The 19,941-nt window shown below is 67.9% G+C and carries 20 protein-coding genes and 1 pseudogene; 11 read left to right on the top strand and 10 right to left on the bottom strand.

From position 1 onward, the window contains the following. Positions 1–8 precede the first annotated feature (8 nt). On the bottom strand, positions 9–1,925 hold the full coding sequence (locus LPA45_RS27885; RefSeq protein ID WP_116322447.1) for an ATP-binding protein: 1,917 nt from the start codon (positions 1,923–1,925) through the stop codon (positions 9–11). A gap of 11 nt (positions 1,926–1,936) precedes the next feature. Next, positions 1,937–2,620, bottom strand: coding sequence for a response regulator transcription factor (locus LPA45_RS27880; protein WP_116322476.1), 684 nt, complete (start codon positions 2,618–2,620; stop codon positions 1,937–1,939). A 435-nt stretch (positions 2,621–3,055) separates the two neighbouring features. Here LPA45_RS27880 and LPA45_RS27875 point away from each other — a divergent pair, with 435 nt between their 5' ends. The 3 genes from LPA45_RS27875 to xth all read left to right on the top strand — a co-directional run bounded on the left by LPA45_RS27875 (position 3,056) and on the right by xth (position 6,980). Continuing rightward, positions 3,056–4,447, top strand: coding sequence for an IS4 family transposase (locus LPA45_RS27875; protein WP_271815723.1), 1,392 nt, complete (start codon positions 3,056–3,058; stop codon positions 4,445–4,447). 389 nt (positions 4,448–4,836) lie between these two features. Next, the gene (locus LPA45_RS27870; protein ID WP_317920050.1) at positions 4,837–6,057 is read left to right on the top strand and encodes a BON domain-containing protein; all 1,221 of its coding nucleotides are present in this window, start codon (positions 4,837–4,839) and stop codon (positions 6,055–6,057) included. Between the two features lie 113 nt (positions 6,058–6,170). Next, positions 6,171–6,980, top strand: a complete 810-nt coding sequence (gene xth, locus LPA45_RS27865) for an exodeoxyribonuclease III (protein ID WP_116322477.1) — start codon at positions 6,171–6,173, stop codon at positions 6,978–6,980. A gap of 13 nt (positions 6,981–6,993) precedes the next feature. Here the strand turns inward: xth and LPA45_RS27860 are convergent, their stop codons facing one another. Next, positions 6,994–7,917, bottom strand: coding sequence for a LysR substrate-binding domain-containing protein (locus LPA45_RS27860; RefSeq protein WP_317920049.1), 924 nt, complete (start codon positions 7,915–7,917; stop codon positions 6,994–6,996). Positions 7,918–8,063: 146 nt separating this feature from the next. On the opposite strand from LPA45_RS27860, the gene LPA45_RS27855 reads away from it, so the two are divergent. Together LPA45_RS27855 and LPA45_RS27850 are read left to right on the top strand one after the other, a co-directional pair. Beyond that, the gene (locus LPA45_RS27855; RefSeq protein ID WP_116322449.1) at positions 8,064–9,527 is read left to right on the top strand and encodes an amidase; all 1,464 of its coding nucleotides are present in this window, start codon (positions 8,064–8,066) and stop codon (positions 9,525–9,527) included. 121 nt (positions 9,528–9,648) lie between these two features. Further along, positions 9,649–10,635, top strand: coding sequence for a tripartite tricarboxylate transporter substrate binding protein (locus LPA45_RS27850; protein ID WP_116322450.1), 987 nt, complete (start codon positions 9,649–9,651; stop codon positions 10,633–10,635). Between the two features lie 54 nt (positions 10,636–10,689). Here LPA45_RS27850 and LPA45_RS27845 read toward each other — a convergent pair whose 3' ends face one another. Next, on the bottom strand, positions 10,690–11,466 hold the full coding sequence (locus tag LPA45_RS27845) for an NAD(P)H-dependent oxidoreductase (protein WP_116322451.1): 777 nt from the start codon (positions 11,464–11,466) through the stop codon (positions 10,690–10,692). 98 nt (positions 11,467–11,564) lie between these two features. Between LPA45_RS27845 and LPA45_RS27840 the strand changes: the two genes are divergently transcribed. Beyond that, on the top strand, positions 11,565–12,458 hold the full coding sequence (locus LPA45_RS27840; protein ID WP_116322452.1) for a LysR family transcriptional regulator: 894 nt from the start codon (positions 11,565–11,567) through the stop codon (positions 12,456–12,458). Between the two features lie 108 nt (positions 12,459–12,566). After that, positions 12,567–12,962, top strand: a complete 396-nt coding sequence (locus LPA45_RS27835) for a nuclear transport factor 2 family protein (protein WP_116322453.1) — start codon at positions 12,567–12,569, stop codon at positions 12,960–12,962. Positions 12,963–12,986: 24 nt separating this feature from the next. Here the strand turns inward: LPA45_RS27835 and LPA45_RS27830 are convergent, their stop codons facing one another. After that, entirely contained in the window at positions 12,987–13,415 is a 429-nt protein-coding gene (locus LPA45_RS27830) for a RidA family protein (RefSeq protein ID WP_367395058.1), read from the bottom strand. A gap of 132 nt (positions 13,416–13,547) precedes the next feature. On the opposite strand from LPA45_RS27830, the gene soxR reads away from it, so the two are divergent. Then, a complete protein-coding gene (gene soxR / locus LPA45_RS27825; RefSeq protein WP_233528325.1) occupies positions 13,548–14,063 on the top strand; it encodes a redox-sensitive transcriptional activator SoxR in 516 nt (171 codons plus the stop codon). Positions 14,064–14,072: 9 nt separating this feature from the next. On the opposite strand, the gene LPA45_RS27820 is transcribed toward soxR, so the two are convergent. Further along, positions 14,073–14,462 (bottom strand): cytochrome c family protein, encoded by a 390-nt coding sequence (locus LPA45_RS27820; protein WP_116322480.1) that lies wholly within the window; start codon positions 14,460–14,462, stop codon positions 14,073–14,075. 156 nt (positions 14,463–14,618) lie between these two features. Between LPA45_RS27820 and LPA45_RS27815 the strand changes: the two genes are divergently transcribed. Next, positions 14,619–15,029, top strand: a complete 411-nt coding sequence (locus LPA45_RS27815; protein ID WP_116322454.1) for a hypothetical protein — start codon at positions 14,619–14,621, stop codon at positions 15,027–15,029. Between the two features lie 136 nt (positions 15,030–15,165). Beyond that, the gene (locus LPA45_RS27810; protein WP_116322455.1) at positions 15,166–15,831 is read left to right on the top strand and encodes a DsbA family oxidoreductase; all 666 of its coding nucleotides are present in this window, start codon (positions 15,166–15,168) and stop codon (positions 15,829–15,831) included. Positions 15,832–15,870: 39 nt separating this feature from the next. On the opposite strand, the gene LPA45_RS27805 is transcribed toward LPA45_RS27810, so the two are convergent. Then, the gene (locus LPA45_RS27805) at positions 15,871–17,013 is read right to left on the bottom strand and encodes a 3-deoxy-7-phosphoheptulonate synthase (protein WP_317920048.1); all 1,143 of its coding nucleotides are present in this window, start codon (positions 17,011–17,013) and stop codon (positions 15,871–15,873) included. A 148-nt stretch (positions 17,014–17,161) separates the two neighbouring features. Continuing rightward, positions 17,162–17,632 carry a helix-turn-helix domain-containing protein gene (locus tag LPA45_RS27800; RefSeq protein ID WP_116322457.1) on the bottom strand — a complete coding sequence of 157 codons (471 nt, stop codon included), beginning with the start codon at positions 17,630–17,632 and terminating at the stop codon, positions 17,162–17,164. A gap of 161 nt (positions 17,633–17,793) precedes the next feature. Between LPA45_RS27800 and LPA45_RS27795 the strand changes: the two genes are divergently transcribed. Then, entirely contained in the window at positions 17,794–18,009 is a 216-nt protein-coding gene (locus LPA45_RS27795) for a DUF2188 domain-containing protein (RefSeq protein ID WP_116322458.1), read from the top strand. Positions 18,010–18,053: 44 nt separating this feature from the next. Here the strand turns inward: LPA45_RS27795 and LPA45_RS27790 are convergent. Both LPA45_RS27790 and LPA45_RS27785 read right to left on the bottom strand, forming a co-directional pair. Continuing rightward, positions 18,054–18,751: pseudogene (locus tag LPA45_RS27790) on the bottom strand (TonB-dependent receptor); the annotation flags it as partial. After that, positions 18,730–19,941, bottom strand: coding sequence for an acyl-CoA dehydrogenase family protein (locus tag LPA45_RS27785; protein ID WP_116322459.1), 1,212 nt, complete (start codon positions 19,939–19,941; stop codon positions 18,730–18,732). The gene LPA45_RS27785 and the pseudogene LPA45_RS27790, both read right to left, overlap by 22 nt.

The raw sequence follows: 19,941 nt of genomic DNA, 5'->3' as shown, positions 1-19,941 counted from the left end.
CGGCAGGACTACGCCGCCGGTGCCAGCCCCTCCCCTTCCCCGCCGTCCTCCTCTTCCCCTGCCGGCGCCGCCAGCGGCACCTCGATCGTCAGCGTGGTCCGGCCCGGCACCGATCGCAGTTCCAGCCGCCCGCCGATGGCTGCCGCGCGCACCTGCATATTGCGCAGCCCGCGCCCGCCGCGCGTGGCGTCGGCGTCGAAGCCGCGCCCGTCATCGGCCAGCGTGATGCGGATCACCTCCGGGTCGGCATGCGCCGCCAGCGTGATCGAACTAGCGCCAGCGTGTTGCAGCACGTTGGTAATGCCCTCGAGCAGCAGGTACTGCAGTTCCTGCACCTTGCGCGCGGTGAAGTGGGGCAGCACCGGCAGCCGCTCGACCTGCCAGTGGATGGCGATGCCGGCCTCTTCGATGCGCGGCCCCAGCCGGTAGCGCAGGTTGCCCAGCACCGCCGCGAGGTCGCCGCCGGTGTCCTGCATGGCATCGATGGAAAGCTTGAGCGAGTCCAGCGCCTGCCGCACCTGCCCGGCGATTTCCGCGCGGCTGGGCTTTCCGGATTCCAGCATCGACAGCGTGGTCACCAGCTGGCTGCCGAGGCCGTCGTGCATGTCGCGCAGGATGCGGCTGCGCTCGCGCAGCGCGGTCTGCTCGGCGGCGATCTTCTGCGCGCGCGCGAACACGGCGTGCAGCTCGGCCTCGCGCTGCGCCACGCGCTCGCTCAGCACCTGGTTGGCGCGCTGCAGGCTGCGCACCGCGCTGGTGTAGCGCTCCACCAGCATCCACGCCATGACCACGCTGAACGGCACCGAGACATAGCGGGTCATCGAGCGCACCCAGTAATAGTCGCCGGTCAGCCAGACGCGCAGCCAGTCGCCCAGGAACAGCACCGCCGACACGCCCACGGTGGCCGCCAGCAGCCTGGCCTCGCGGCTCGGGTGCCGCAGCGCGGCCCATACCAGCGCAACCGCCACCGTCAGGATGATGCCGACCTTGGCCAGCCAGCTCAGCGGGAACACCAGCGGATGGCTCGACAACGCGGCCAGCGGCGCCAGCACCGGCAGCGCCAGCCACAGGTAGGCGTTGAGCGTGCGGTGGAGCCAGCGCCAGGGCACGCGGATCACCAGCAGGCAGAACTTGCCGATGGCGCCGAGGAAGACCTCGCGCGCTGCCGCGACGATATAGCCGCGCAGTTCCGGCGGCAGCGCCAGGTCGTCGACGAAATAGTCGAGCAACCGGATGCTCCAGGCGATCTCCGCCAGGCCGTACAGGCCGAACAGCGGGTCGCGCTGGCGCCACCAGATCAGCAGCGCGATGGTGCCGAGCACGGCGCTGAGCACCGCGACGATGAAGGGCCCGGCCACGCGCACCAGGAACGCGTCCTGGTAGCGTGCGCGCACCGCCTTGGCCGGCCCCACCGTGACCGGCAGCAAACCCGCCCGTGAAAACGCGCGCGCCGCCACCGTGATGCGCAGCGTGTTGCCGTGCTCGTGCAGCAGCTCCGGCGGCAAGGGCACGTAGTAAGGGCGCTTGGCCAGCGCGGACGAGGGCGCGGCCAGGCTGCCGCCCGTGGCCACCAGTATGCCGTTCAGGCGCACCTCGTAGCTGCCGCCGGCCCACGGCACGAACAGCCCCGCCGTTGCCGCCGCCGGCCAGCCGCGATCGAAGCGCAGGTCGTACACCGCGGTGCCCGACTTGCCCGGCAACGCGCGGTCCCAGTAGTCGGGCAGCGTCAGCGGCTGCGCCGGCAACACGGTGCCGTCGCGCAGCGTGGCGCTGCGCACCGCCTGCGCCAGCTCTGCCAGCCCGTCGCCGGGGGCCGGCGCGGCGGGCGTGGCGCCGCGGGCCGGCGACGCGAGCCACGCCAGTGCCAGCAGCACCGACAGCACGGCAACCAGGGTCCGGGTGAGTCGCAGCCAGGCTGGCGGCATGGCGCGGGAAGCTACAGGGATTTGAGCAGGCCGAGCTTGGCGGCCTCGAACACGGCTTCGCCACGCGAGCGTACCGCCAGCTTGCCGTAGATGTTCTTGATGTGGGACTGCACGGTATGCACGCTCAGGCCGACATAGCGCGCGGTCTCGGCATAGGTGTAGCCGCGCGAGATCAGGTCGAGGATCTCGCTCTCGCGCGCAGACAACGCCACGCTGCGCTGGGCGGCGTTGTCGCGGCCGGCGCCGTCGGTGGACTCGGCGGGCTCGCCGCGCAGGCGGTTGACCACCTGGCGCGCGATCAGCGGGCTCATCGGCGAGCCGCCGGCGCGCAGCTCGCCGATCGAAGCGGCGATGCGATCGGTAGTCTCGTCCTTGAGCAGGTAGCCGATGGCGCCGGCCTCGATGCTGGCCAGCACGTGCTGGTCATCGCCGAATACCGTGACCACCATGCATTCGCACGCGGGGTAGCGCTCGCGCGCCTGGCGTATCACGGCGATGCCGCTGCCATCAGGCAGGCCCAGGTCGCACAGCAACACGTCGGGCTGGTGCCGCGCCAGCCAGGCCATCGCCTCGGCAACGCTGGCGGCGCAGCCGGCCACGATGGTAGCTGGCGCATGCATTTCGACGGCCTGCACCAGGCGGCTTTGCGCCGCCGGGTCATCCTCGACGATCAGGACTCTTGTTGTGCTTGTCATGCCAGTGTGTTCAGGCCGGGCCTTGCGCCGCCGCGACGGGTTGCCGGCGGATTCTGACATATCCACCGGGTCGCGCGCGTGGCACGTGCCGGATTTCAGGGTAAACACAAGCGCCGCCGCGGCGCGCCTGCACCAGCCCTACCCATCGCACAGTGGCCTGTACTTGCCCATCCCATGTTTTAGGGAGGCGCCGCCGCGCACGCGCTCCTATCATCGCCACAAACGAGCCCGGCGGGCGTCCTGGCAAGGGGCGCGAACGCACGCGGCAGACAACGCGAAACACGGGGAGCCGCTCGCGCGGACGCAGGGGCCAAAGCAGCCAACGCACGCGCAACGGAGTTGCAGGGAAGGCAGAGCTTGCCTTTACCCACATCTCGATTGGAAAGGTTGTAAACCGGATTGGACGGTGTTAACTTCGTGTGAAGTTGACAATCAGTGGTGGCAATTTTGCCGGATACGGAAGATCTCGAAGACTGGGCCAGCGACGAATTCAGTGGCGCACAATTGGGCGATGCGCGTCGCACGCAGCGCCTTGTGGCATTGGCGCGCGGACTGGCGCAAAAAGCCCATGTTTCGTTCCCGCAGGCCTTGAGTGGTGCCCAACTCAAGGCGGCATATCGCTTCTTTGATAATGAGGCGGTCGACCCGGACGGAATCCTGGCGAGCCACGTCGCTCAAACCGTGGGTCGCATGCAGCGGGTACCTGTCGTACTGGCGGTGCAGGACACCACGGAATTCAATCTGGCAAATTTGCCCGCGACTGAGGGACTTGGTCACGGCACGGGCGGCAATTTGCACGGATTCATGTTGCACAGCGTGCTGGCGGTGACGCCTGAAGGCCTGCCACTGGGCGTGTTGAGCATGAAGACGTGGGTGCGTGCGCCGCAAGCATCGGGCAAGGCCGGGCAGCGCCGGGCGCTGTCCATTCGTGACAAGGAAAGCGTGAAGTGGCTGGAGGGGCTGGAATGCCTTGAGCCGCTCAAGATGCAGTGTCCGGACACGCACCTTGTTGCCGTCAGCGATCGCGAGGGCGATGTGTACGACGTGTTCCTGGCGCCGCGCCCAGCGGGGGTGGACTGGTTGGTGCGGGCCGCCTGGAATCGAGGCGTGGACCACCCAGAGAAGTATCTGTGGGAGACGGTTGCTGCGGCTCCTGTACTTGGAGAGACCGTATTGCACGTGCCCAGGAGCGGCGCCAGGCAGGCGCGTAGCGCCCGACTGGCTTTGCGTTGTGTGCCCGTCCAACTGCGACCGCCGCGCAGCCGCGGTGCAGAGGATCTACCGAGTCTCGAAGTGTTTGCCATTCACGCGCTGGAGATCGAGCCGCCCCAAGGCGTTGAGCCGCTCGAATGGATGTTGCTCAGTTCAATGCCTACCCAAACGCTGGAAGATGCGCTGGAGCGACTGAGCTGGTATGCCCGGCGCTGGACCATTGAATCCTGGCATCGTGTCCTGAAGAGTGGCTGCCAGATCGAAGCGCGGCAGTTCGGGACGCTGGAGCGGTTCCTACGTGCTACGGCGCTGTTCGCCGTGATCGGCTGGCGCATTATGTACGCGACCATGCTGGGCCGGCTCGAAGCCGATATCCCTTGCTCGGTGCTACTGCAACCGCTCGAATGGCGGGCCTTGTACTGCCGCACGCACGGCACAACCAAGCCACCGGAAGAGGCGCCAAAACTCAGCGACGCGGTCCTTTGGATCGCCAAGCTCGGTGGCTACCTGGGTCGCAAAAACGACGATCCCCCGGGAGCCACCGTCCTCTGGCGCGGCTTCCTCGCCCTGCACGAAATCACCGAAATGTATCGGATCTTCCAGAAAGACGAGTAAGCCGCCGCAAGTTGTGGGTAAAGGCAAGAAGGCAGAGGGGGGGAGCCCGCGGGCGCCATCCCGGCAGGCGCGGCGGCTTGCCGGGATGGCCGGCTGCGGGCTGGGGCCGCGAGCGTGCCAATGCCGCGCTGCGCAACCAGTTGCCGTCACTGCGGTTTCGGTCGTTGGCCCGCGGCCTCCCGCTGTGGACGCTCCGCCATTTTTCCCATTTCGCACCCTGCATCCCTTACAAGGTCTGCAAGGCTTGCACGGCCTGCGGCGTCATCGGCGCCACAGGCGGGCGGCTGCCGCACGGTACGAATCTTGCCGTTCCTGATAACCCGCCAGCGGATCGAGGGCGCAATTGTGCCCGCCCGCGTACGGCGCCATTCACATATCAGGAAACCAGCATGAGTGACTACTACGACGAACGCCAACGCCGCCAGGCGTCGGACGACGACGACTGGCAACCGGAATCCGAACGTGACCGCTGGCAGACGCAGCGCCGTCGCCAGCAACTGACACCGGGGCAGACCAGCTACGGTGGCCCGGCACGCCGCGCAAGCGGCTACAGTGACGAGTACGGCGCCGGCCGCTACCCAGAGCGGCCCACCCAGGGTGACTATGGCGGCCGCGGCGACTCCAGCGGTGACTTCGGCGGCGGCTACAGCCGCGGTTCTGGCGGCGATTACGGCGGCGGCGGCGGCGGCGGCGGTTACAGCGGCGACGACCGCAGCCGTGACCAGGAGCGCTATCGCAGCGCACAGCGGGGTGCCCAGGACTACCAAGGCCAGCAAGGCTACCAGGGCGATGAACGAAGCCGGTATCAGCAGCGCAACGAGCGCAACGAGCGCGGCCAGCGAGACGAGCGCGACCAGCGCAACCAGCGCTATGGCCGCCGCGCCGGCAGCAGCCTGCGCTATGGCCTGAACGGCGGCTATGGCTGGGAACGCGCTGGCGAATGGCGCAATCCGCAAGCCTGGCAGCGCGATGACGACTACGCCGAGCGCCAGTGGCGCGAAAGCGCCGACCGCGCCCGTGACCCCTATGAGTCGGCCGGCGAGCGCGACCGCGACACCTACTTCAGCGACCTGCGCAGCGACACCCGCTACTGGACCGAGGGCCGCGACGAGCGCGAGGACGAACAGCGGTACGGCCAGCGCTACAGCCGCGAGGCGGCACGCCAGCGTGGCTGGGAAACCGATGACCGGGAAGGCTATCGCGACGATGGCCGTGAAGACCATGGCGTGCTCTATAACCTCGGCCGCCGCATCGGCGAAGCGGTCGGCGACCTGTTCGGCACGGACCACCGCGAGCACCAGGCCGGCCCGCGCGGCTACCAGCGCAGCGACGACCGCATCCGCGACCAGATCTGCGAGCGGCTCAGCTATGCGCGCGGCGTAGACGTCAGCGATGTCAGCGTCGACGTCAGCGACGGCGTGGTATCGCTGACCGGAACGGTGCGCGAACGCGGGCAGAAGTACTATATCGAAGACCTGGCCGATGGCACCTACGGCGTGAAGGAGGTCAACAACGACATCCGGGTGCGCCGCGAGGGCCAGGGCAGCGGCGGCGATAGCACCGGCAGCACCAGCGCCGCTGCCGCGACCGGCAGCACGTGGCGCGCGTAGGTAGCCTCGCAAGTCGCCCCTGCAGCAGCGCACCGGCGTAGCGCCGTTGCGCGCAGCAGATGTTCCGGCCGGCACTTGTGCCGGCCGGCCTCGTTACCGATCGGCCAGCTGCCATGCCCGCCATCAAGATCGCCACGTTCAACATCAACGGCATCCGCAGCCGGATCGGCGCGCTTTGCCACTGGCTGGAGCGCGAGGCGCCCGACGTGGCCTGCCTGCAGGAACTGAAGACCGCCGACGAGAGCTTTCCCGCGCGCGAACTGCGCGAAGCCGGCTACGGCGCCATCTGGCACGGCCAGAAGTCATGGAACGGCGTTGCCATCCTGGCACGCGGCACCGACCCGGTGGAAGTGCGCCGCGGCCTGCCCGGCGATCCCGACGACAGCCACAGCCGCTACCTGGAGGCCGCCGTGCACGGGATCCTGGTCGGCTGCCTTTACCTGCCCAACGGCAATCCCCAGCCCGGCCCCAAATTCGACTACAAGCTGGCATGGTTCGAGCGGCTGATCGCACATGCGCAGACGCTGTTCGACAGCGGCCACCCGGTGGTGCTGGCGGGCGACTACAACGTCGTTCCCACCGACGAAGACATCTACAACCCGCGCTCGTGGCGCAAGGACGCGCTGCTGCAGCCGGCAAGCCGCGACGCCTACGCACGCCTGCTGGCGCAAGGCTGGACCGACGCGCTGCGCGAGCACTATGGCGACGAACGCATCTACACCTTCTGGGACTACTTCCGCCAGCACTGGCAGACCAACTCGGGCCTGCGCATCGACCACCTGCTGCTGAGCCCCGACCTGTCCCCGCGGCTGCGCGATGCCGGCGTCGACCGCTGGGTGCGCGGCGAAGACCATCCCAGCGATCACGCCCCCGCCTGGGTGGTGCTGAACCGGCCCGCCGCCCGGCGCAAGCGAGCGGCGTAATCCAGCGGCAAGTTCAGGAGCCGGCTGCCATCTCCGCCGCCAGGCGCTCCCGGGCAAAGCCCAGGAAAGCGCGTACCCCTTCGGGCAGCGTGCGTCCCGCCAGCGTCTGCAGTTCGACCGCACGGCTCTTCATGCCGCGTTCGCGGATGGCCGCGGCATGCAGTTCGCCGCGGCGCAGGCGGTCGCCCACCGTCACCGCCCCCGAGATCGACAAGCCGCCGCCATGCAGCACGAAGCTGGTCAGCGTCTCGAAATGGTTGGTCAACAGCACCGGCTCGAACACGATGCCGCGCTCGCCGCAGGCAATGTCGAACAGCTGGCGCACGGTGTTGTCGCCTTCCGGCAGCGCCAGCGGGTACGGCTGCATCTGCGCCAGCGTGATGCTGCGGAAGCGCGCCAGCGGGTGATCCGGCCGCATGATGGCGATGACCGGCGCGGGCTGGCGATGTTCGACGCGGATGCCTTGCTCGGCCGCGCGGCTGTAGGTGATGCCGATGTCGGCGTCGCCATGCAGCACGATGCCGGTCACCTCCGCCGGCGCCGCCACGCGCACGTGGAAATGCAGCCCCGGATAGCGCTGGCGGAACTCGGCGATGATGCGCGGCAGGAACTCGATGGCAAACCCGGCGGAACTGGCGACGCGCACGCGGCCACGGCGCAGCCCCTGAAGCGCGGCGATCTCTGCCACCACGCGGTCCGCTTCGAGGGCGCCGCGCAGCGCATAGGCGGCGAGCACTTCGCCGGCCGCGCTCGCGACCATGCCGCGCGGGCGCCGGTCGAACAGCGGCACGCCCAGCAGCGCCTCCAGCGCCGCGACCTGCCGGCTCACCGCCGACACGGTCACGCTCAGGCGCTGCGCCGCCTCGGTCAGCGAGCCCGCGCGCACCACCTCCAGGAAGTAGCGCAGCGAGGTGTCCTGCAGGCGGTGCGACAACATGGGGCGGCTCCTTGGGTGGCGGCGGCACGGCGGGGGTCCGCGCTTTGCGTTTTACGCAAGGATATTTGAAAAAATCATCGATTGCGGGAAACCCCGCCGGGCCCGTATGCTTTTTCCCGAAACCAAAGGAGACACCGGGAGAAACCATGGCGAATACGCTTTCCACCGACCCGATCACCGAACTCGACGCCGTCGCCCTCTCGCGCGCCATCCATGCCCGCGAGGTCTCCTGCGTGGAGGTGCTGGAGGCGTTCCTCGGCCAGGTCGAGCGCCACAACCCGCGCGTCAATGCCATCGTCGCCCCCGTCGACCGCGATGCGCTGCGCACCCAGTCACGAGCGCTCGATGCCGAACTGGCGCGCGGCCACAGCCGCGGCCCGCTACACGGCTTTCCGCAGGCGCCCAAGGACATCAGCCCGGCGGCGGGCATGGTCACCACCAAGGGCTCGCCGATCTTTGCCGGGCAGGTCACCCAGAGCGATGCCGCGATCTTCGAGCGCATGCGCGCCGCGGGCTCGGTCTTTATCGGCCGCACCAACTCCCCTGAGTTCGGCCTGGGCGGCCATACCTACAACCCGGTCTACGGCACCACTCGGAACGCCTTCGACCCGGCGCGCTCGGCCGGCGGCAGCTCTGGCGGCGCCGCGGTGGCAGTGGCGCTGCACATGTTGCCGGTGGCGGACGGCTCGGACATGATGGGCTCGCTGCGCACCCCGGCGGCGTTCAACCATGTGTACGGGCTGCGCACCTCGGTCGGCTGCGTGCCGCACGGGCCCGCCGACGAGGTCTTCTTCCAGCAGTTCAGCGTGGCCGGGCCGATGGCGCGCAACGTGCCCGACCTGGCGTTGCTGCTGTCTGTGCAGGCCGGCTTCGATGCGCGCATGCCGCTGACGCGCCGCACCGAGGCGCCCGGCAACTTCACGCTGCCGCCCGCGCGCGACTGGAACGGCGTGCGCGTGGGCTGGCTCGGCGACCTGGGCGGCCACCTGCCAACCGAACCGGGCATGCTCGAGACTTGCGAACAAGCGCTCGACCACCTGCGCGCGCTCGGCTGCGACGTCGACGCCGCCCTGCCCGATTTCGACCTGGAGCGCCTCTGGCAGGCCTGGATCGACCTGCGCAGCTTCTCGGTGGCCGGCGCCAATGCCGCGCTGTACCACGATCCGGCCACGCGCGCGTTGCTCAAGCCCGAGGCGGCCTGGGAAATCGAGCGCGGACTGGCACTGCCCGGCACGCGCGTCTATGAGGCCCTGCGCGAGCGCAGTGCGTGGTACCAGGCGCTGTGCGCGCTGTTCGAGCGCTTCGACTACCTCGTGTTGCCGGCCGCGCAGGTGGCTCCGTTCGACGCGGATTGGGACTGGCCGCGCACCGTCGGCGGCCGCGACATGGACACCTACCACCGCTGGATGCAGGCCGTGGTGCCGGCCACCATGGCCGGGCTGCCGGCGCTGGCCGCGCCCGCCGGCTTCGGGCCGCAGGGGCTGCCGGCCGGCATCCAGATCATCGGGCCGGCGCAGGCCGACGCGGCGGTGCTGCAGCTTGGCAATGCCTACGACCAGGCCGGCGGCTTCTCGCGCGTGCGCAGCCCGTGGCTGGACCGGGCGGCCTAGTCCGGCACCATTTCCCCTAACCAAGCGACACCACACGACACCACGGACCGGCCTGTCTCGACCCTGGCCGGGCCGACGCCCACGCTTCGCTTTCCTACAACTGCCGGCAGGAGTGATTCCGATGACCGCATTGCCCCCGAAGCTGTTTTTCGCCTGTGCCGCATTCAGCGCGGCAATGGCCACGGCGCCCGCCATGGCGCAAGCCCCGGCCTGGCCCGAGCGCCCGCTGCGGCTGGTGGTGCCGTTCGCCGCCGGCGGCGCCACCGACTTGCTCGGCCGGCTGCTCGCCGTCGGCCTGGGCGAAAAGCTGGGCCAGCCGGTGGTGGTCGAGAACAAGCCCGGCGCCAGCACGGTGGTCGGCGCCACCCAGGTCGCCAAGACCGCGCCCGACGGCTACACCCTGCTGCTGGCGGCCAGCACCACGCTGACGCTGAACCCGGCGATCCGTCAGCAGCTGGGCTACGACCCCATCAAGAGCTTCACGCCGCTGGGCCTGGTCGCCGACATGAGCCTGGTGCTGGTTGCCAATCCCGATGCGCAGGTCGGCTCGGTCAAGGACCTGGTGACGCAGGCCAAGGCCCATCCCGACAAGTTCTCCTACGGCTCGTTCGGCACGGGCTCGTCGGTGCATTTCGGCGGGGAGATGCTCAAATCCGCCACCGGCATCCGCATGGTCCACGTGCCGTTCAACGGCAGCGCACCGAGCCTGACCGCGCTCGCCGGCGGGCAGGTGCAAGTGGCGGTCGATACCGTGGTGGCCAGCCTGCCCCTGATCAAGGGCGGCAAGATCCGGCCGGTGGCGGTGCTGTCGCCGCAGCGCCTGCCCGCGCTGCCGCAGGTGCCGACGGTGGCGGAGAGCGGCTATCCGGGCTTCCAGATGGGCACGTGGTTCGCGCTGCTGGCGCCCGCCGGGCTGCCCGCGCCGGTGCAGCAAAAGCTGGAAAAGGCGCTGGCCGAGGTCGCCAATGCGCCCGCCACGCGCGCGCGCATGGTTGAACTGGCGCTGACGCCGGCCTACGGCAACGGCGCCGCGGTACGGGCACGGGTCGAGAAAGAACTGCCTGAAATGCGCGCGGTGGCGGCGCGCGCGGATATCCGGGCGGAATGACGGCGGCAGGCGTCGCCTCTGCGGCGCGCCTGCCTGGCAACGCAGCGCGCGTCCTCAGGCGACGTGCGCTGCAAACCCTTCCAAGCCGGGCGCCACGTCTTCACGCAGCGTCAGCGCGGGGATCTGATAGTCGCCGGCGTTCTGCGGCCGGAACGGAATCGGCGCCGTGGTCGCCAGCGTATCGAGCCGCTGGCCCAGTTCTTCGCGGATCGCGGCGAAGCGCGCATGGTCGACCCGGCTGGTCCGGTACACCACATACGGCGGCAGCACGTCGAAGCCGGGGTAGTACAGCACGCCGTGATGGATCGGGAACAGGATGTCGCCGATCGGGCCGTTGATGCCGCGCGCGCTGTAGTGCGATTCCCAGCCACCGGTGGTAACCAGAAGCATCGCGCGCTTGCCGGCCAGCATGCCTTCGCCGTAGCGGTCGCCCCAGCGTTCGTCCGAGTGCTCGCCCACGCCGTAGGCAAAGCCATAGGCATAGACGCGCTCGATCCAGCCTTTCAGGATCGCCGGCATCGAGAACCACCATAGCGGGAATTGCAGGATCACCGTATCGGCCCAGCGCAGCTTGTCCTGCTCGCACGCGATATCGTCGCTTTGCAGGCCGTTTTCGAACGCGTGCTTGGAATCCAGCGACGGATGGAACGGCGCGTCGCCCCGACGCGCCTTGCTGTCGGCGGCATCGAGCCGGGCTTTCCATTGCATCGCGTACAAATCGGAGACCTGCACCTGGTGGCCGGCATCGCGCAGCCGCTGCACCGCGAAATCGCGGATGGCGCCGTTGAGCGAGGTGGGTTCGGGGTGGGCGTAGACGAGAAGGACGTTCATGACAGCGGCTTCCATTGCGTAAGCATTGATCGGGAGAAGCCAGCTTAGGCCGCCGCACGGTATATTGGAAATGAATATCCAATATCACAGGTATTGTCATGACTAATCTCAGGCGCCTCGACCTCAACCTGCTGGTCACGCTCGATGTGCTGCTGTCCGAGCACAACGTGACCCGCACTGCGCAACGCCTGCACTTCTCGCAGCCCTCCGTCAGCGTCCACCTTGCCAGGCTGCGCGACTATTTCGGCGATCCGTTGCTGCTGCCCGGGCCGCGCGGCATGCGGCCCACCGCCAAGGCCGAATCCCTGCGCGAGCCGCTGCGCGAGGCACTGGCCGCGCTGGAGCACGCGGTGTCGCCGGACAGCCCGTTCGATCCCGCCGCCTCGACGCATACCTGGCGCGTGGCGGCGACCGACTACGGCGAATCGACCATCGTGCTGCCGGCCATGCAGGCGCTGCGCATCGCCGCACCGAACGCGCGGCTGGCGGTGCTGGAGATGGTGCCGTCGCGCATCGCCCGCCAGTGCGAGCAGGCTGAACTGGACCTGGCCTTCCACACGACCGAAGGCTCGCCGCCCGCGCTGCACCGGCGTGCGCTGTTTACCGAACGCTATGTACTGGCGGGCCGCGCCGGGCATCCGCGGCTGAAGCGACGGCCCACGCTGGCGCAGTTCTGCGCGCTCGAGCATGTGATGGTGTCGCCCGACGGCGGCGGCTTCTCCGGCGTCACCGACGAGGCGCTGGCGCTGGCCGGCATGCAGCGCCGCGTGGTGCTGTCGGTGCCCCACTTCCTCTTCGTCACCGCCGTGCTGGCGAGCACCGACCTGGTGGCCATGGTGCCGGAGCGGCTGGTGCGCCAGGCGCCGGCACTGCGCGTGGTGGCGCCGCCGGTCGAGGTGCCGGGCTACGAGATGTCGATGCTGTGGCACGAGCGTGTCCATCGAGACCCGGCACACCGGTGGCTGCGGGAGCGGATCGTGGCGTCGCTGTGAGGCACAGCAATCCCAGCTCTTTTTGCATACAAAACTAGAATACAATCAGCGTTTTCAACGCCGCGGCCGGGTGCGTTCCGCGCCGCCCCAGTTTTGGAGGAGAGACTTATGACTTACTGTGCAACCGGCCTGACTTCCAGCCACACCGCCGCGCTGGCCCCGATCGAGGACTACCTGCAGGGTCACGCCACCGGCAACCCCGAGGTGATGCGCCGCGCCTTCCATGCCGACGCCCGCATCGTCTCGTTCCGCGACGGCAAGCTGCATTCGCTGACGGTGGAAGACTTCATCGCCGCGCGCTGCCCCGGCCATCCGGCGGCCGACGAAGCGCAGCGCAAGCGCGCCATCACCCAGTTCGACGTGGTCGGCAATGCCGGCGAGGCCAAGGTCGTGCTGGAGCATCCGGACGTGGTCTTTACCGACTACATGACGCTGCTGCAGATCGACGGCGCGTGGAAGATCGTCAACAAGACCTTCAGCGCGGCCCCGCGCGCGCCGCAGTAACGCCCCGGCGGCTGGCCGCGCGGCTCAGCCCGGCAGCACCGCGGTGGCTTCGATCTCGAACAGCATGTTGTCGAGCGCCAGCCGCGGCACCGGGATCAGCGTGCAGGCCGGCGCCGGCCGGTCGCCCCACATCTCGCGCAGCGCGGCGCCGAAGGTGCGCAGGCGGTCGTGCGAGTGGTCGACCACCAGCACGGTGAGCTTGGCGACATCGCCCACGTCGGCGCCCGCCGCCTGCAGCGCGGTGCGCAGGTTCTGCATGGCCCTCGCCACCTGCCGCGGGAAATCCGCCGCCAGGCAGCCGGCGGCATCCTCGCCGCCCTGCCCGGCCACGTAGACGATGCGGGCGGGCCCTTCCACCACGGCCACGTGCGAATAGCCATTGGGACGCGGGTCGTACAGCGCGGGGGGATTGATCAGGTTCAGCGAAGCATTGGGGCGGGCAAGCGTCAGCATGGTCATCAACTCTGTGTTGGGCAATGGCGAGGCGAACAATGGAGCCGCAAGTATCAAACCTCAAGTTAGGTTAAGGTCAAGCGCGGCCATGGTGTTAGCATGGGCATTCCCGCGGCCGCCTGTTCCCCTGCCATGCCCAAGACTTCCAAGCCTGCTTCCGCCGCGCCAGCCACGGCCAGTGCGCCGCGCCGGCGCCGGCCTAAACCCGCCGAAGAACTGCTGTCGGTCGGCCAGGTGGCCGAGCGCACCGGCATCGCGGTATCGGCGCTGCATTTCTATGAATCGCGGGGGTTGATCGCCAGCACGCGCAGCGGTGGCAACCAGCGCCGCTATGCGCGCGCCGTGCTCCGGCGGCTGGCAGTGATCCGGGTGGCGCAGCGCATGGGACTGCCGCTGGCGGTGATCGCCGGGGCGATGCAGAAGCTGCCCGATGGGCGCGCGCCTACGGTGGCGGACTGGCGACGGCTGTCGGCCAGCTGGCGCGATGACCTGGACGAACGCATCCGCACGCTGACGCTGCTGCGCGACCAGCTCGATGGCTGTATTGGCTGCGGCTGTCTGTCGCTGAAGGCGTGCCCGTTGCGCAATCCGCAGGATGCGCTGGCCGGAGAAGGGCCGGGGCCGCATTTCCCCGGCGAAGGGGAATAGGCGGGCGCTTTACCGGAAGGTCTGCAGGTAGCCGAGCAGGTCTTCAAGCTGCTTGTCGTTGCCCATGCCCCAGAACCGCATCCTGGTGCCCGGCACGACCTTGGCCGGGGCACGCAGGAAGGCGCTCAGCGTGTCTTGCGACCACACCACCTTCGACGCGCGCATCGCCTCCGAATACTGGAAATCCGCCGTGGTGCCCGCCTGCCGCCCGAAAAGTCCGTTCAACTGCGGCCCGAACGCCCCGCGCGCATTGCGGCCGACGTGATGGCAAGACGCGCAGCGCGTGGCAAACAGCGCCTTGCCCGCCTGCAGGTCAGGCTCGGCACGCGCCACGGCGGGCGTTGCGGCGAGGATGGACAAGGCAAGCGCGGAGGCTGCGGACAAGACGGTACGGCGCATGGACAACATCGGGCAAGAACTGCGAAGCCGCATGATACAGGCCCGCGGGCTGGTGGTCAGGTTACACGGCGTCACACTTGCAACACTTCGAGCGCCCAATATTACGGACCCTGCCCCTACAGTGAGCCCATGTCCAACGCCCCTTGGGAGGCAGCCATGAAACGAATCCTTGCAATGGCAGTAGCAGGTGGTGCATTGCTGGCGGCCAGCGCCGCAGCCCATGCCGGCGTCAGCGTCGGTATCAATATCGGCGCGCCCGCCGTCGTGGTGGCCGAGCCCGCGCCGGTCTACCGCCCGGCCCCGGTCTATGCGCCGGCGCCCGTTGCCTATGCCCCGGCCCCCGTCGCCTATGTCCCGGCGCGCCCGGTGGTGGTAGCCCCGGTGCCGGTGCGCTATCGCCCCGACTATCGGGGTGACTATCGGGGTGACTACCGAGGTGACTATCGCCCCGGCTATCACCGCGCCGAATACCGTGAAGCGCGCCGCGAATGGCGCGAGCGCGAATGGGCCCATCGCCACGGCGACGGCCACGGCGATCGCCGCGGCCCGGGACGTCACTGGGACTGACGCGCCGCTGGCGGCCGGGCCTGCGGGCCCGGCTCCGGCAAAGACCCTTCCTGCAAAGATCCGCAAGTCAGGCTACCCTGTCGGCCAACGTCCCACTTGAGCCGCCGGCTGCACCGCGGCCGGCCAGGAAACCGCCATGCCCCAACCCCTCAGAATCGACTTCGTCTCCGACATTGCCTGCCCGTGGTGCGCCATCGGCCTGTCTTCACTGCAACTGGCGCTGCAGCGGCTGGGCGACAGCGTCGACGCCGAGATCGTGCTGCACCCCTTCGAGCTGAACCCTGACATGGGCCCCGAAGGACAGGCAATCGTCGACTATCTCGGCAAGAAATACGGCCGCACGCCCGCGCAGATCGCCGAAACCCAGGCCATGATCCGCGAGCGCGGCGCCGGCGTGGGCTTCACCTTCGGCGAGCGCGCCTTCGTCTACAACACCTTCGACGCGCACCGGCTGCTGCACTGGGCCGGCCTGGAAGGCAAGCAGGTGCCGCTGAAGCTGGCGCTGCTGCGCGCCTACCATACCGAAGGCAACGATCCGAGCAACCATGCCGTGCTGCTTGCGGCAGCGGTGTCGGTCGGCCTCGATGCGGACGCAGCGCGCCGGGTGCTGGAAAGCGGCCAGTACGCCGACGAGGTGCGCGCCGAAGAGCGCCAGTATCAGCAGATGGGCATCCAGTCCGTCCCGTCGGTGGTTTTCAACAACCGCTACCTGGTGACGGGCGGCCAGCCGGTCGAGGCCTTCGAGCAGGCGATCCGCGAGATCGTGGCCGAAGCGCAGGCGCAGGCGGCTGCGCCGCGCTAACCGGCTGAAGGCATGGCCTGCGGGCCGGCTGCTTGCAGGCTAGGAATTGTGCCTGAGTCCGCGGCGTACATTGACCGCTTCGCTGAGCAGGTCCAGCATTGCCACCGAATCGTCCCAGCCAATGCAGGCATCGGTAATGCTTTGTCCGTATGTCAGTGCGGACGGACTGTGCTGCCCGGGGGTGAACTTCTGCGCCCCGGCAACCAGATTGCTTTCGACCATGACGCCGAAAATGGACCGGCTGCCGCTGCGGATCTGCTGCGCCACGTCTCGCGCCACATCAAGCTGCCGCTCATGCTGCTTGCTGCTGTTGGCGTGACTGAAATCCACCATCAGCGCGTCGCCGAGCCCTGCCGCCTGTAGCTCCCTGCAGGCCGAAGCCACGGCATCCGCATCGTAGTTGGGCACTTTGCCGCCGCGGAGAATGACGTGGCAATCCGGATTGCCCTTGGTGTGCACCGTTGCGACCTGGCCGTTCTTGTGCACGCCCAGGAAGTGGTGCGGCCGCGATGCGGCCTGGATCGCGTCAATCGCAATCTTGATGTTCCCGTCGGTGCCATTCTTGAAGCCGATCGGCGCCGAAATACCTGACGCCAGCTCGCGATGCACCTGGCTTTCCGTGGTGCGGGCGCCGATCGCGCCCCAGCAGATCAGATCGCCGATGTACTGTGGCGAGATCACGTCCAGCAGCTCGCCAGCCGCCGGCAGCCCCAGACGATTGATGTCGACCAGCAGGCTGCGCGCAATGCGCAGGCCCTCGTCGATACGATAGCTCTCGTCCAGATAAGGGTCGTTGATCAGTCCCTTCCAGCCGACCGTGGTACGGGGCTTCTCAAAGTACACCCGCATCACGATCTCAAGCGCCCCGGCATACCGCTCCCGCTGCGCCAGCAACAGCCGCGCGTACTCAAGTGCCGCCTGCGGGTCGTGGATCGAGCAAGGCCCCATGATCACCAGCAACCGGTCGTCCTGGCCATGCTGGATCCGCGCGATGCGCTGGCGCGTCTGGGAGATCAGAGACTCGACGGCCGTGTTCCGGATCGGGAAGAAGCGGATCAGGTGTTCCGGCGGCGGCAGCGGGATGATGTCTTCGACATGCGCGTCGTCGGTCACGCTGGTGCGGTCCGGCGGTGACTGCCACTCATCGGCGATGGTGGACGAAGATTTTTGGGGATCATTCATGGCGAGGTCGACCAGGTTTTGCTAGCAAACGATGGTGCTACACCAATGCCGGGCGCGTCAAGGCACGCGGAAGCCCGGCTGATTTTTGCTTTGTGTCGACGGGCACATACGCCCCCTTTTTGCTGGCCACGGACAGCGGTGACGCGCGCTAGGCCCGTTTGGAGCGCATCCCGGAATCCCGGTGCTCGCCTGGAACCGGATCGACCAACACCGCCAGGGCATCGATGAGCGCCCGCATTCGCTTCGGCGTAAATCGCCTGGGTTCGATGGGGTACATCATCATCCACCCATCCCCCATGGCGACAAGCTGATCGGTGAGTATATCGGCCGGAATATCGTTGCGGATCGCCCCGCTTTCCCGGGCGGACTCCAGCATCGTCCCGAAACGGTCGAATGCGCTTTCCATCAGGGCAACGACCAGTTCCTCCTTGTTCGCAAAGTAGTACGTCACCGCACCGGTGGTGTAGCCCGCGTGCCTGGCCACCTTCCGCAGCGATGCGTTGGCATATCCTTCGTCCGCAATCACCGATGATGCTGCCCTCAACAATGCCTTCCGTTTCGCTTCACTGTCGCCGATCGGACGACCCCGGGTCGAGACCTGCTCGATATTGACGGGCACAACAAACCATCACTTGATGATGCTTTGTTACCACGTACCCTCAAAAAGAGGGATATGCCAGGAATAACATAGGTGGGCAATATGTCTCTTGCCGAGTGTTTTGACGCATTCGGTCTTCGCGACGCCCTCTCTGCGCAGCGGGCATTTTCTTGGGAATTACTATGCAAACGCGAATTGTTCGCGTTATGCCTGCGGAAATTGGTTGGGCGCTCGAACTGGCCAGCCTCGACATGGCGCCCCAGAAATTCCCAACGATGGAGGCAGCGATCGCCGCGGGCTGGTCGCTGGCTACACGTGAGAAGGCAGAACTGCATATACATCGCCACGATGGTGGTGTCGTTCTGCGCAGTGCGTGGAGCGACATAGAGCCGGGGTGACTTCCGGGCCGGCCCGCCAGCATGTGGCGCCGCTTCCCTGCCTTTCAGAATTTGTATTTGACCCCCGCGTAGAACGCGCGCCCGACACCCGGATAGAACACCGAGGTATTGGCCGTACGCGCATCGGCGACGGTGCTGAAATCGCTGATATAGCGTTTGTCAGCCAGGTTGCGCGCATCCAGGAACAAGGTCACGCCGCGCTCGAATTCGTAGCTGGCTTCAATCCCGAACAGCACATAGGACGGCACCTTCAACGTGTTGGCGTAATCTCGCGCCGGTTGCGATAGGCCTTCACGCCAGCCATCAGGGCAACCGTCGGCGCTACGTACAGCCGGTCTTCCAGGTAGGCCTCATAGTTGTAGGCGTCTTGCCTGGCATTCAGCGTCTGCGCGCCGCGGGTACCATTGACGTTGATGTACTGGCGGGCGTCATTATTGCCGCCGAAGAAACGCAGCCCGGCGATCACCTCGTTGCGCATGCCGCCGAGCGTGAACCGGCCCGTGTAGCGCGGCGCGAACCCGTATGTCCAGCTGTCCTGGTCGATGACCTGGAAAATGGGGTGGTACAGGTCCTTGTGGATGCCCCATGTGGTGAAGTCGACTTGCCCGTTGTCCAGCTTGACGCTGGTGACATTGGCCAGGCGCACGGTCCGCGTGTTGCGGGCCTGGTCTCCGGCGAGTGCGCTCGCGGAGGCCATGCGCGGGTTGTTCAGCGCATCGTTCAGCGACAATGCGCCGGGCAGCCCTGCTGCGACGCCCCCAGCGTATCGCGCTTGATCTTCTTCGCCAGCGACCACTTGTGGACCTCGGTCGGGCCGTCGTAGATCCGGAACGCACGCAGCTCCCGGAACGCCTGCTCGACGATGGTGTCGCGCGACACGCCGTTGCCGCCCAGAATCTGCACGCAACGGTCCGCGACGCGGAACAATGCTTCGGAGACCGCAACCTTGGCCATCGAGCTTTCGGCGGTGCCCGCCGAACCTGTGTCGAGCACGCCGGCGCACCAGTCGATCATCAGCGCAGCCTGCTGCAGGTCGATCAGGTTTTCTGCCAGCATGAAGCCGACGCCTTCATGGTCGATCAGCAGCTTGCCGAACGCCTTGCGCGTCGTGGCGTAGGCCCGTGCGATCTCATCGGCGCGCGTGACCGTGCCGAACCAGCGCATGCAATGGGAAAGCCGCGCCGGCGACAGCCGTACCTGGGCATAGCGAAAGCCTTCGTTCACCTCGCCCAGTACCTGGTCGGCAGGCACGCGCAGGCCGTCAATGAGGACCAGCGCATGCCCGCCCGGCATGGAGCTGTCGATCGTGTCGAGCACGCGCTCGGTCCGGATGGCCGGGTGCGGCAGGTCGACGAGGAACATCGTGGCCTGCGCGCGCTCGCCCTCGCCGGTTCGTGCCATCACGATGCCCACGCTGGCACCTTCGGCGCCGGTGATGAACTTCTTGCGGCCGTTGAGCACCCAGTCATCGCCATCGCGAACCGCCGTGGTGCGCAGCATCGACGGGTCCGACCCTGCGCCGTCCTCTTCCGCGGGCTCGGTCATGAAGAACGCCGAGCGGGCGTCCCCACGGATCAGCGGATCAAGGAACCGCGCCTTCTGCGCCGCGGATGCCACCTTGCCCAGCAGGAACATGTTGCCTTCGTCGGGCGCCATGGTATTGACGGCGACCGGACCAAGCGGAGACAAGCCCGAGCGCTTGAGCACGGCGGCCGTTTCGCGCTGGTTCAGGTGGCTGCCATCGGCAAGGATATGCGGCGTCATGACGCCCGCCTCGCGCGCCCTGGCGCGAAGCTCCTCGACCAGCTCGGCCGAAGGGCCATGCGCAGTGCAGCGCGGATCCTGTTCGTACGGCGCCACGACATCGCGCACAAAGCGCTCGACGCGGTCCGCGATCTCCCGGCTTCTTTCGGTGGGACAGGGGGTGAACAT

This window comes from Cupriavidus sp. Agwp_2 (genome assembly GCF_040784895.1).
In the GTDB taxonomy this organism is placed as follows: domain Bacteria; phylum Pseudomonadota; class Gammaproteobacteria; order Burkholderiales; family Burkholderiaceae; genus Cupriavidus.
This window is presented reverse-complemented; position numbering and strand designations above follow the sequence as displayed.